General features: G+C 59.1%; 13 protein-coding genes. 3 read left to right on the top strand and 10 right to left on the bottom strand.

Going from position 1 to position 12,477, the window contains the following annotated elements; translation table 11 throughout:
* Positions 1-31 precede the first annotated feature (31 nt).
* The 3 genes from holA (at position 32) to ACWKV9_RS12095 (ending at position 2,855) form a co-directional block, all read left to right on the top strand.
* Entirely contained in the window at positions 32-1,069 is a 1,038-nt protein-coding gene (holA, locus tag ACWKV9_RS12105; protein ID WP_483836338.1) for a DNA polymerase III subunit delta, read from the top strand.
* Positions 1,070-1,291: 222 nt separating this feature from the next.
* Positions 1,292-1,450 (top strand): alternative ribosome rescue factor ArfA, encoded by a 159-nt coding sequence (arfA, locus tag ACWKV9_RS12100; RefSeq protein ID WP_483836337.1) that lies wholly within the window; start codon positions 1,292-1,294, stop codon positions 1,448-1,450.
* Positions 1,451-1,535: 85 nt separating this feature from the next.
* Positions 1,536-2,855, top strand: coding sequence for a lytic murein transglycosylase (locus tag ACWKV9_RS12095; RefSeq protein WP_483836336.1), 1,320 nt, complete (start codon positions 1,536-1,538; stop codon positions 2,853-2,855).
* A 190-nt stretch (positions 2,856-3,045) separates the two neighbouring features.
* On the opposite strand, the gene lipA is transcribed toward ACWKV9_RS12095, so the two are convergent.
* From lipA to rsfS, 10 genes are all read right to left on the bottom strand, one after another.
* A complete protein-coding gene (gene lipA / locus ACWKV9_RS12090; RefSeq protein ID WP_483836335.1) occupies positions 3,046-4,092 on the bottom strand; it encodes a lipoyl synthase in 1,047 nt (348 codons plus the stop codon).
* A 1-nt stretch (position 4,093) separates the two neighbouring features.
* Complete coding sequence (lipB, locus tag ACWKV9_RS12085; RefSeq protein WP_483836334.1) at positions 4,094-4,741, bottom strand: lipoyl(octanoyl) transferase LipB; 648 nt, start codon at positions 4,739-4,741, stop codon at positions 4,094-4,096.
* Complete coding sequence (locus ACWKV9_RS12080) at positions 4,741-5,016, bottom strand: DUF493 domain-containing protein (RefSeq protein ID WP_268799432.1); 276 nt, start codon at positions 5,014-5,016, stop codon at positions 4,741-4,743. The genes lipB and ACWKV9_RS12080 overlap by 1 nt, the downstream gene beginning before the upstream one ends.
* 78 nt (positions 5,017-5,094) lie before the next feature.
* Positions 5,095-6,255 carry a D-alanyl-D-alanine carboxypeptidase family protein gene (locus ACWKV9_RS12075; protein ID WP_483836333.1) on the bottom strand — a complete coding sequence of 387 codons (1,161 nt, stop codon included), beginning with the start codon at positions 6,253-6,255 and terminating at the stop codon, positions 5,095-5,097.
* Between the two features lie 181 nt (positions 6,256-6,436).
* Positions 6,437-7,477, bottom strand: a complete 1,041-nt coding sequence (locus ACWKV9_RS12070) for a septal ring lytic transglycosylase RlpA family protein (RefSeq protein ID WP_483836332.1) — start codon at positions 7,475-7,477, stop codon at positions 6,437-6,439.
* A complete protein-coding gene (gene mltB, locus ACWKV9_RS12065) occupies positions 7,477-8,487 on the bottom strand; it encodes a lytic murein transglycosylase B (protein WP_483836331.1) in 1,011 nt (336 codons plus the stop codon). The genes ACWKV9_RS12070 and mltB overlap by 1 nt, the downstream gene beginning before the upstream one ends.
* 17 nt (positions 8,488-8,504) lie before the next feature.
* Complete coding sequence (gene rodA / locus ACWKV9_RS12060; protein WP_483836412.1) at positions 8,505-9,608, bottom strand: rod shape-determining protein RodA; 1,104 nt, start codon at positions 9,606-9,608, stop codon at positions 8,505-8,507.
* 31 nt (positions 9,609-9,639) lie between these two features.
* On the bottom strand, positions 9,640-11,538 hold the full coding sequence (mrdA, locus tag ACWKV9_RS12055) for a penicillin-binding protein 2 (protein ID WP_483836330.1): 1,899 nt from the start codon (positions 11,536-11,538) through the stop codon (positions 9,640-9,642).
* Positions 11,539-11,570: 32 nt separating this feature from the next.
* Positions 11,571-12,038, bottom strand: a complete 468-nt coding sequence (rlmH, locus tag ACWKV9_RS12050; protein WP_483836329.1) for a 23S rRNA (pseudouridine(1915)-N(3))-methyltransferase RlmH — start codon at positions 12,036-12,038, stop codon at positions 11,571-11,573.
* 9 nt (positions 12,039-12,047) lie between these two features.
* Positions 12,048-12,476 (bottom strand): ribosome silencing factor, encoded by a 429-nt coding sequence (rsfS, locus tag ACWKV9_RS12045; protein WP_483836328.1) that lies wholly within the window; start codon positions 12,474-12,476, stop codon positions 12,048-12,050.
* Position 12,477 lies beyond the last annotated feature (1 nt).

Below are 12,477 nucleotides of genomic sequence, written 5' to 3'. Positions count from 1 at the left end.
CTGGTCCGCCAGCCCCGACCTTCTTCGACTGATGAAACTCGCCCCCGCCCAACTCAGCAAACACCTTAACGGCACGCTCGCGCCTATCTACATCGTCAGCGGTGATGATCCGCTGCAGTGTCAGGAAGCGTGTGATGCGATCCGCGCCGCTGCCCGGCAGCAAGGCTTTGATGAGCGCCAGGTGTTCAGCGCCGATTCCTCCTTTGACTGGGGCACGCTGTTGCAGGCGGGCGCCAGCATGTCGCTGTTCGCCGAGCGTCGTCTGCTGGAGCTGCGTTTGCCCTCCGGCAAGCCCGGTGACAAAGGCGCTGCTGCCATTCTGGAATACTGCGCGCGCCCTGCCGAAGACACGCTGCTGCTGATCAGCCTGCCAAAGCTCGATGGCAGCGCGCAGAAGACCAAGTGGGGCAAGGCGCTGGTCGAAGGTGCGCAGACCCAGTTCGTGCAAATCTGGCCTGTGGATGCCGGGCAGTTGCCACAATGGATTCGACAGCGCCTGTCACAGGCTGGTTTGTCGGCCACTCAGGATGCGGTGGAATTGATCGCCGCCCGCGTCGAAGGCAATTTGCTGGCCGCCGCGCAGGAAATCGAAAAGCTCAAGCTGATGGCCGAAGAAGGTCAGATCACGGTCGAGACGGTGCAAGCGGCGGTTGCCGACAGCGCGCGGTTTGACGTGTTCGGCCTGACTGACGCAATCCTCAACGGCGAAGCCGCTCACGCCCTGCGCATGCTCGAAGGCTTGCGTGGTGAAGGGGTCGAGCCGCCGGTGATTCTTTGGGCCTTGTCGCGAGAGCTGCGGGTGCTGGCCAATCTGGCGCTGCAAGTCAATCAGGGCATCCCGCTGGACAAGGCGTTCAGCCAGGCCCGCCCGCCGATCTGGGACAAGCGCAAGCCGTTGATGAGCAAGGCGCTGCAACGCCATTCGGCCAGTCGTTGGGGGCATCTGCTAATGGACGCCCAGCACATCGATGCGCAGATCAAAGGTCAGGCGGCAGGTTCGGTCTGGAGCAGTCTGAGTCGGTTGTCGTTGCTGATGGCCGGACAGCGATTGGCGTTGCCGTCTGAATAAGTTGTCGTCTGAATAATCAGCAGGCCTCAAACTTGTAGGAGCGCGCTTGCCCGCGATATCGGTATATCCGTCGAAAGCGATCTCAAAGGAATATTGCAATCGCGGGCAAGCGCGCTCCTACAGTTTCGGCCACTGCGGTGATAGCGCACATCAATTAGACACCCCCACCAATCTGCCTGATCATCTCCCCCGCTTCATACATCCCCCAAGAGAGCACTCGCCATGAGCAAGCCGAAAAAACGGCCGAACAAAGCCAAATCCATCATCGCCCAACCACTGTTCCGAAGCCGTCAGGAACAACCGGCCAAGGGCAAAGGCAGCTACCGCCGCGAAGCCTTCCAGTCTAATAGCTGGGAGGCTTCTTCCGTTATGGCCGCTTGAATGACCGCTAGCGCGTGCGAAGCCCCGTCAAGCGGGCAGGCATGTTAAGGTCTGCACCTAACGGTTTTTCGCTCTGGACCCAAGAATGCCCTTTTGTTTTCCACGTCGTTGGCATGTGCGCCAACTGATCACTGTCTCCAGTCTCCTCATCCTGGTCGCCTGCGCAGAACAACCTACCGCCGCGGTCGCCACACCCCTCCAGGTCGCCAACACGGCGCCGAGCATTCCCAGCGCAGTCGCGCAACCCGATGACACCAATTTCGAAATCCAGCCGCCCATGACGTTTGCCGAATGGCAGTCGACATTCCGTGCCCAGGCGTTGGGTGCAGGTATCCGGCCGGACATTTTCGACACGGCCTTCGCGGGCGTGACGCCGGACATGAGCGTGGTCAAAGCCGACCGCAGCCAGCCTGAGTTCAGTCGCCCAGTGTGGGAATACCTGGACGGGGCAATGTCGGCAGTGCGGGTTCGCAAAGGCCAGGCATTGCTGACGCAATACGCAGACGTGCTGCAACAGATTGAGCAGCGCTACGGCGTTGATCGTCAGGCACTCGTCGCGGTGTGGGGCATGGAAAGCAGCTTCGGCCAGTTCCAGGGCTCGCAGTCGGTGATTCGCTCGCTGGCCACCCTGGCCTATGAGGGCCGCCGCCCGCAGTTCGCTCAGGAGCAATTGATCGCCGCTTTGCAAATCCTCCAGCACGGCGACATTGATGCGCCCAGCATGCTCGGTTCGTGGGCAGGCGCCATGGGACAGACGCAGTTCATTCCTACGACCTACAACACCCACGCCGTGGATTTTGATGGCGACGGTCGTCGGGACATCTGGAACAACCCGGGCGACGCGCTGGCATCGACTGCGCATTACTTGCAAAGCTCAGGTTGGCAGAAAGGCCAGCCTTGGGGCTTCGAGGTGCGCCTGGCGCAGGGATTCGACTACGCGCTGGCCGATGCATCCACCCGAAAGAGCATCGGTGACTGGCAGCAACTGGGTTTGAAGCTGCCGAACGGTTCCGGACTACCGGCCAATCTCCTGCAACAGCAAGCCGCTTTGCTACTGCCTGCGGGCTATAAAGGACCGGCTTTCTTGGTCATGGATAACTTCCGAGCCATCCTCAAGTACAACAACTCTTCGTCGTATGCATTGGGTATCGGTCTGCTGTCCGAGCGCTTCAATGGCGGCGGTTATGTGCTGGGTGACTGGCCGCGCGGTGATCGCCCTCTGAGTCGATCTGAGCGTATCGAGCTGCAAACCCTGCTCTCGGCCAGGCAATATGACGCGGGCGCGCCAGACGGCATCATCGGCGCCAATACGCGCAAAGCGATCCGCAGCGCGCAGCAGTCGTTTGGCTGGCCGGCAGATGGTTATCCGACCCATGAATTGCTGGACAACCTGCGTAAACCGTAGGGAAGGCGCGCCACCTGTAGGAGCGAATTTATTCGCGAATCGATGGTGCGCAGGATGAGGATTGATCACCCATACCCACGTCTCGCGAATAAATTCGCTCCTACAGGGTAAGTATTTAATTCACAGCAACGAAAACGGGCCGGATATCACTATCCGGCCCGTTTTTTTATGCGCAAGAAGCGGCGGTGTATCAGCCCGCTGTCAGCATCGACTTGACCAGGTTCGCCTGTTCGTCAGCGTGGTACGAAGAACGCACCAGCGGGCCGGACGCGACGTTCTTGAAGCCCATCTTGTAGCCTTCCTCGGCGAACCAGGCGAACACGTCCGGGTGCACGAAGCGCTCGACCGGCAAGTGGCTGCGCGACGGCTGCAGGTACTGGCCCAGCGTAAGCATGTCGATATCGTGCTCGCGCATGCGCTTCATCACTTCGATGACTTCTTCGTCTGTCTCGCCCAAGCCCAGCATCAAACCAGACTTGGTAGGAACGTGAGGCATCATTTCTTTGAAGCGCTTCAACAGCGTCAACGACCACTGGTAATCCGAACCCGGACGCGCAGCCTTGTACAAACGAGGCACGGTTTCCAGGTTGTGGTTGAACACGTCCGGTGGCGTTGCAGCGGTGATTTCCAGCGCGATGTCCATGCGGCCACGGTAGTCCGGGACCAGCGTTTCCAGCTGCACATTGGGCGACAGCGCGCGGATTTCACGGATGCAATCAGCGAAATGCTGAGCACCGCCATCACGCAGGTCATCGCGGTCAACCGAAGTGATCACCACGTACTTGAGGCGCATGTCCGCAATGGCGATGGCCAGGTTTTTCGGCTCGTCGGCATCCAGCGCCTTCGGACGACCATGGCCTACATCGCAGAAGGGGCAGCGGCGTGTGCAGATGTCGCCCATGATCATGAAGGTCGCAGTGCCGCCGGAGAAGCACTCGCCCAGGTTCGGGCAGGACGCTTCTTCGCACACGCTGTGCAGCTTGTGTTTGCGAAGCAGTTGTTTGACACGGTCGACTTCTGGCGAAACCGGAATACGGACGCGAATCCAGTCTGGTTTTTTCGGCAGGTCCACCGTCGGGATGATTTTTACCGGGATACGCGCGACTTTTTCCGCGCCGCGCAGCTTGACGCCAGCTTCCACTTTCGGACGTCCGGCGTTCACCGTAACTGTCGGGATCAGGGTTTGAACGGCGTTTTCTGTTTGAACGGCTTCAGCCGTGTCATGCGCAGTAGTCATATCAATCGATTCCGCCCGTGAGGGTCGTCTGCTCAGCGTAGTCGAGGTGTCTGACGAGCTGCGCACGCAGCCGGGCACTAACCTCGGCAAATTCAATCGGCCCTGCATGGTCACGCAGCTGGGTCATTGCCAGCCCCGCATAACCGCAGGGATTGATCCGTTTAAACGGTTCAAGATCCATGTCGACGTTCAGCGCCAATCCATGAAACGAACAGCCATTGCGGATACGAAGGCCCAACGAGGCAATTTTTGCCCCGTCGACGTAGACCCCCGGTGCGTCCGCCTTTGCCGCCGCTGTCACGCCGTAACTGGCGAGCAGAGCGATCAGGGTGTGCTCGATGCGGGTGACCAGATCACGCACACCGAAACCCAGGCGACGCACATCCAGTAACAGATAGGCCACCAGTTGACCGGGGCCATGATATGTCACTTGGCCGCCGCGATCGACCTGTACCACCGGAATGTTTCCCGGCAGCAGCAGATGTTCGGGCTTGCCAGCCTGTCCTTGAGTGAAGACCGGCGGGTGCTGCACCAGCCACACCTCATCGCCAACCTCGCGATCGCGGTCGTCGGTGAAGCGCTTCATGGCTAGCCAGGTGGGCTCGTAGTCGACCAATCCGAGGTCACGAAAGCCCAGTCTGTCAGTCATCAGAGCACCATGTGCACAAAACCGGTGGCACGCAGTTCGCTGTTGATGTCGTAGAGCTGGTCTTGACCGGTCGCGATGATATGCAGCTGAACGGTGGTGTACTTACCGTTGCTGCTTTGGCGCTCGGCCAGAGTGTTGTGGTCCACGGTTGCGTGTTTCTCAAGGATCTCAATGATCTTGTCCTTGAAGCCCACACCCGTGTCGCCGATGACCTTGATGGGGTAGTCAGCACAGGGGAATTCGATTTTTGGTGCTTTAACGTCGGTATCTGTCATGGCAGTAACGGCCTCGTAAGCCGAGAAAACGGACAGCTCCCCGCCGCGCTGGGCGGCAGGGGCACAAGGAGCGGTGAATCAGTTGAACAAGCCGTAGAAGAACAGACGGATGCTATCCCACAGGCGGCGGAAGATACCACCTTCATCGACGGCGTCCAGCGCGATCAGATTAGCAGTGTGTACAACCTTGTCGTCCAGCTTCACTTCGATTTTGCCGATGACATCGCCTTTGGCGATTGGCGCAACCAGTTGCGGGTTCATGGTCATGCTGGCGGCGAGCTTTTTCATTTCGCCTTTAGGCATGGTCATGGTCAGGTCTTCAGCCAGGCCGGCTTTGACTTGACGCTCGGTGCCTTTCCACACCGGTGCCTGGGCCAGTTCGGTGCCCTTCTGATAGAAGCTCTGGGTTTCGAAGAAACGGAAACCGTAGGTCAGCAGCTTCTGGGTTTCAGCAGCGCGCGCTTGCTCGCTGTTGGTACCGAAAACCACGGCGATCAGGCGCATGCCGTCACGTACAGCCGAAGACACCATGCAATAGCCAGCTTCTTCGGTGTGGCCAGTTTTCAGACCATCAACGGTCTTGTCGCGCCACAGCAGCAGATTGCGGTTTGGTTGTTTGATGCCGTTCCAGAAGAACTCTTTCTGCGAGTAGATCGCGTAGTGAGCCGGGTCTTCATGGATGATCGCGCGGGCCAGGATCGCCATGTCATGAGCAGTTGCGTAGTGCTCAGGGTTTGGCAGGCCGGTCGGATTCATGAAGTGGCTATTGACCATCCCCAGGTCGCCCGCAGTCTTGTTCATCATGTCGGCGAATGCATCTTCGCTACCGGCGATGTGCTCGGAAAGCGCAACGCTGGCGTCGTTACCGGACTGGATGATGATGCCGTGCAGAAGATCACTGACCGTAACCTGGCTGCCGACCTTGATGAACATCCGCGAACCACCGGTGCGCCAGGCGTTCTCGCTGATGGTCACAGGGTCGTTCTCGCCGATCTGGCCACGACGGATTTCCAGGGTCGCAATGTAAGCGGTCATCAACTTGGTCAAGCTGGCTGGCGGCAGACGTTGGTCGCCGTTGTTTTCAACCAGGACATTCCCGCTGTTGGCGTCCATCAGCACGTAAGCCTTGGCAGCCAATTGCGGTGGAGATGGCGTCATCTGTTCAGCCGCGAATACAGCAGGCGCGGTGAATAGCGGAATAAGCAGGCAAAGGCGTTTTGCAAAGGTGGTGATGTTCATCCGTCTCTCGAAAATGCTAATGGGCAAACATGCCCTCGCGGGCAAAGCTATGGTGCCAGGCGACCCTGGCAAACGCGCTCGGCCCTGGGGCTGAACGCGTGAACAGTTGCTGGTAACGCTTGCTCTGTGGCAAGTCGCCGTCGGCAGCAACTTCAATCGGGCCTCGTCGCCGAGACTCCAATCACTGATCCGACGTGACAACGCTCGGCGAGCCAAGATTGGCTGACCTTACGCTGTTTTGCAGTTGTTGGGCTTCACCCGGCGTGTCGACCGGTCCCAACCGTACCCGATAAAGCGTCTGTTGATTGCGCGCTATCGAACTCACGAAAACCGGCGCCCGAACCATCCCGCTCAGTTTGGACCTCAGCAGTTCCGCAGCGTCCGGGTTGGCGAAGGCTCCCACTTGGAGAAATAGCCCAGACGCTTGTCCTGAAACGTTTTTTTTTGCGTCGATCTGCACCGGAACAGGCGCGACTGGCGCGGCATGCTGCTGCGGTGGTGGCGTCCATTGTTCGATGGTGCCAGCGGAAGCAGTAATCACTGGCGCCGCCTGAGTGCGCACCGGCGCAGAACTGGCAACTTGCGGCTGATCGAGCATCAACGGCGCCGGCTTGCCACGCTGAGCCCAGTATTGAGCCGGGTCGATGCCTTCGACCTTGACCCGCGCCGTGCCGATTTCGGCATAACCGAGCTTCTTGGCCGCGGCATAGGACAAATCGATGATCCGGTCCGAATAGAACGGGCCACGGTCATTGACGCGCAGGATTACCGTGCGGTTGTTGTCCAGATTGGTCACACGCACGTAGCTTGGCAGCGGCAGCGTCTTGTGCGCCGCGCTCATGCCGTACAGGTCATAGACTTCGCCATTGGCGGTGTTCTGACCGTGAAATTTGGTGCCGTACCACGACGCGGTGCCGGTTTGGGCGTAGGTCGCGGAGTCGTTGAGCGGGAAGTAAGTCTTGCCCAGTACAGTGTACGGATTGGCCTTATAAGGCCCGGTGTGCAAAGTCGGCACCGCATCGGGGATACGCGAAACGTCAACGTCCCACCAAGGCGCACCGTCTTTGTGAGCCCGGTTGATGTCCAGCCCCGGCTGAGCGCGGACAATGTTGCCCTGCGGCTTGGAACGGGTGGGGGTATTTGATGAGCAACTGACGATTAACAATGTCAGCGCCGCGAAGGCCATCAGTTTCAATGGTTGTTGAATCGGCAAAGACCGCATTACTTGACGCCCCGAGCTTGAACCAATCGTTCAGACAGCTGATGCACGGCCATGGCGTACATCACACTGCGGTTGTAACGCGTGATTGCATAAAAATTCTTTAATCCCATCCAGTACTCCGGACCGTTGTCGCCTTCGAGACGAAACGCCGTGACCGGCATGTCATCGCGCAGCGCATCATGACTTGCCCAGCCCAAGGCTCGCAACTCCCCGACGGTCTTTACCGGCTCGATTCCCGGACTCAAACCCTGGTCAACGCGTTCTCCACTGACGCTGGCAGGGCTGACAACACCCTCACCCGCGACCCAGCCGTGGCGCTTGAAATAGCTGGCAACGCTGCCGATGGCATCGTCCGGATCGTTCCAGATATTGATGTGGCCGTCGCCGTCGAAATCCACCGCGTACGCCCGAAAACTGCTCGGCATGAACTGCGGCAAGCCCATCGCGCCAGCATACGAACCCTTGAGCGTCAGCGGGTCTACCTGCTGTTCACGGGCCAACAACAGAAACTCGCGCAGCTCTTTACGGAAGAAATCAGCACGGGGCGGATAGTCGAAACCCAACGTCGACAATGCATCGATCACCCGGTAATTACCGGTATTTCGGCCGAAAAAGGTCTCAACGCCGATAATCGAAACAATGACCTGAGCCGGAACTCCGTATTCTTTTTCCGCGCGCGCCAGCGTCAATTCATGCTGCCGCCAGAAGTCCACACCGCGTGCAATACGCGCATCGGTGAGGAACATCGGCCGATAATCCTTCCACGGCTTGACGCGTTCGGCCGGTCGGGAAATTGCGTCAAGAATCGACTGCTTACGCTCGACATCTCGAAAGACATCAATCAACTGCTCACCAGCGAACCCGTAATCGCGGGTCATTTCACCGACGAATTCAGCCACCTGAGGCGACCCTTCATAACTTCCGGCGAGCGACTCCTGCATCGTGCCGAGCATGCCCACCAGTCCGACCAGCGGTGCATATCGAGCTGCCCAGCCACTTACGACTTGCATTGAGTTGTTCACCTTAATCAAACCTGAGCGATCCACTTGCGGTGGGTATGGATCGACATCAAAACCCCAAACGCTGACAGCAGCGTCACGAGCGAAGTTCCGCCGTAGCTAATGAAGGGCAACGGCACCCCCACCACCGGCAACAAGCCGCTGACCATACCGATGTTCACGAATACATATACGAAAAATGTCATGGTCAGACTGCCCGCCAGCAGTTTGCCGTACAGGGTCTGCGCCTGAGCGGTGATTACCAGCCCCCGGCCAATCAGCAGCAGATAGATCAGCAAAAGCGCGCAGATGCCGACCAGACCAAACTCTTCACCCAGCACGGCAATGATGAAGTCGGTGTGGCTTTCCGGCAGAAAATCCAGGTGCGACTGCGTGCCTAACAGCCAGCCCTTGCCGAACACACCGCCCGAACCGATCGCTGCCTTGGACTGAATGATGTTCCAGCCGGTGCCCAGCGGATCGCTTTCAGGGTCCAGGAAAGTCAGGATTCGCTGCTTCTGGTAGTCGTGCATGAAGAAAAACCACATCGCCACTGCCACCGGCACCGCCGCAGCGATCACGCTGATGATCCAGCGCCAGCGCAGCCCGGCCATGAACAGCACGAAGGTCCCGGACGCCAAGATCAGCAGCGAGGTACCGAGGTCCGGTTGACGCACGATCAAAATAAAAGGGATACCAATCAGCGCAAGGCTGAGCGCCACATGCTTGAGATGCGGCGGCAGCGTGCGCTTGGACAGATACCAGGCGATGGTCGCTGGCATGATGATCTTCATGAATTCAGAGGGCTGAAAGCGAATGACGCCCGGAATATTGATCCAGCGTGTGGCGCCCATGGCGTTATGGCCCATGACGTCCACCACCACCAGCAACATCACGCCCAGCACATAGGCCACCGGCACCCATCGCGCCATAAAGCGCGGTTCAAGTTGGGCGATGACGAACATCGACACCAGACCGATCCCGAACGAGGTCGCTTGCTTGATCAGCAGGTCCCAGCTCTTGCCGCTGGCCGAATACAGCACGAACAGACTGCCAGCGGCCAGCGTCAGCAACAGGATCAGCAACGGGCCGTCGACGTGGATCTTTTGCAGAAAAGTGGCGCGGCGGCGCATCACGTCTTCGCTGGACAGGATGCGGTCGAAATTACTCTTCACGGGCCGCGGTCTCCGGAGGCTGCGTAGTACTGACGTATTCGGGTTTCAAACGTCCTTGAGCGTCGAGCAGCCAGGCATCCATCACCTGACGAACCACCGGCGCCGCGACGCCGGAGCCGGACTCACCGTTCTCGACCATCACTGCCACCACGATTTTCGGGTTGTCAGCAGGGGCGAAACCCACGAACAAGGCATGGTCGCGGTGGCGTTCCTGAATCTTGGTGCGATCGTATTTTTCGCCCTGGCGAATGGCAACTACCTGGGCAGTACCACTCTTGCCAGCAATTCTGTATTGCGAACCAATGGCAGCTTTGCGCGCCGTACCACGCGCGCCGTGCATGACCTGCTGCATGCCGTGATTGACCTTGTTCCAGTCAGACGGATCGCGCAGCACGATATCAGGCATCGGGTTGTCATCGACGGGTTTTTGTCCTTCGATGGTCTTCGCCAGATGCGGCCGATTCCATTTACCCTTGTTCGCGACCAAGGCCGTGGCCTGCGCCAATTGCAGCGGTGTGGCCTGCATATAACCCTGGCCGATCCCGAGAATGAGGGTCTCTCCGGGGAACCACGCCTGACGTCGGGTGATGCGTTTCCAGTCTCGGGAGGGCATCAGACCGGGTGATTCTTCAAACATATCCAGTGACACTTTCTGGCCGATACCGAACTTGTTCAGGTACGTCGAGAGACGGTCGATACCGACCTTGTGTGCCAGATCGTAGAAGTAGGTGTCGTTGGAGCGCATGATCGCGGTGTCGAGGTCGACCCAGCCGTCACCCGTACGGTTCCAGTTCCGGTATTTGTGGTCGTAATTGGGCAGTTGGTAGTAACCCGGATCGAAGACTCGGGTACTGGCAGTTACGACGCCCGTGTCCAGTCCGGCGATGGCCACCGCAGGCTTGATGGTCGAGCCCGGCGGATACAGACCTCGCAGAATCCGGTTGAACAGCGGGCGATCCACCGAATCACGCAGCTCGGCGTAGGCCTTGAAACTGATGCCGGTGACGAACAGATTGGGGTCGAAACTTGGCTGACTGACCATCGCCAACACTTCACCGGTATTCGGATCAAGCGCGACAACAGCGCCGCGACGCCCGCCCAACGCAGCTTCGGCGGCTTCCTGCAGCTGAATGTCCAGACTCAGGACGATGTCTTTTCCGGGAACCGGATCGGTGCGCTTGAGCACGCGCAAAACCCGGCCTCGGGCATTGGTTTCAACTTCCTCGTAACCTACCTGACCGTGCAGCTCGGGCTCATAGAAGCGCTCGATGCCGGTCTTGCCGATGTGGTGGGTGCCGCTGTAATTCACCGGATCGAGGGTCTTGAGTTCTTTCTCGTTGATGCGCCCCATGTACCCGACCGAGTGCGCAAAATGCGCGCCCTGCGGGTAGTGACGGACTAGCTGCGCAACCACTTCGACGCCCGGCAGGCGGAACTGGTTGACCGCTACCAGCGCAATTTGCTCTTCAGTCAGCTCGAACAGAATGGGCACCGGCTCAAACGGACGACGGCCCTGCTTCATACGCTTCTCGAAGATGATCCGGTCGTCCGGCGTGAGCTGAAGCACCTCGACGATGGTGTCGAGAATCTGCGCCCAATCACCCGAACGCTCGCGGGTCATGCTCAAACTGAAGCTGGGCCGATTGTCCGCGACGACCAGGCCATTGCGGTCATAAATCAGGCCACGACTCGGCGGAATCGGCTGAACGTGAACGCGGTTGTTCTCCGAAAGCGTCGAGTGGTAGTCGTACTGAATGACCTGAAGGAAATACAGCCGGGCCACTAACACGCAGATCAGCACGATCACCGCCACTGCACCGACCACGACTCGGCTGCGCACTAGACGTGCGTCCTTCTCGTGATCTTTCAGGCGAATCGGCTGAGACATTTAGGGCGTGTTCACAGTGGAGGGCGGCAACGCTATTTGTGGTAAGGGTGCCCGGACAGAACGGTCCAGGCGCGATAGATCTGCTCACCGATAAGGATGCGCACCAGCGGATGCGGCAACGTCAGCGGCGACAACGACCAGCGTTGCTCGGCACGCGCGCAAACCTCCGGCGCCAGCCCTTCCGGACCACCAACCATCAGGTTCACGGTGCGCGAATCGAGGCGCCAGCGATCGAGTTCGACGGCCAGTTGCTCGGTGCTCCACGGTTTGCCGTGTACTTCGAGGGTGACGATCCGCTCGCCCGGCTGCACTTTAGCCAGCATGGCCTCGCCTTCCTGACGAATCAGGCGCGCCACGTCGGCGTTCTTGCCTCGGGTATTGAGCGGAATTTCCACCAGATCGAGCGCCAGTTCGGATGGCAGACGCTTGGCATACTCATACCAACCCTCTTCCACCCATTTGGGCATGCGCGAACCAACAGCGATCAAGCGCAGACGCACGACGAACCCTTAGTTCTGGTCTTTGTTGAGCTTGTCGAAGTGCTCATGAGGCGTTTCCGGGCTGTGGTGTGCAGCGCTGGCGGCGCGGCTTTGCTCGGCGCCCTGCCACAAACGCTCCAGGTCGTAGAACTGGCGGGCTGCGGCGGTCATCATGTGTACGATCACGTCGCCCAGGTCGAGCAGTACCCAATCGCTCTCGCCCTTGCCTTCTTCGCCCAGAGGCTGTGCGCCCTTGGCTTTGACGTTCTCGCGAACCTTGTCGAGCATCGCATTGATCTGGCGGTTGGACGTACCGGTGGCGATCACCATGTAGTCGGTCAGGCTGTGCTTGTCCTTGACGTCGATGACCAGGATGTCCTGGGCTTTGATGTCTTCCAGGGCGGCCTTGGTCAGTTCAACCAGCTCTTCGCCGGACAGGGTGTTTTTTTGCTTGGTCATA

The organism is Pseudomonas corni, assembly GCF_057128765.1.
Note: the sequence above shows the minus strand (reverse complement) of the source record. Positions and strands in the feature narration are given on the sequence as shown.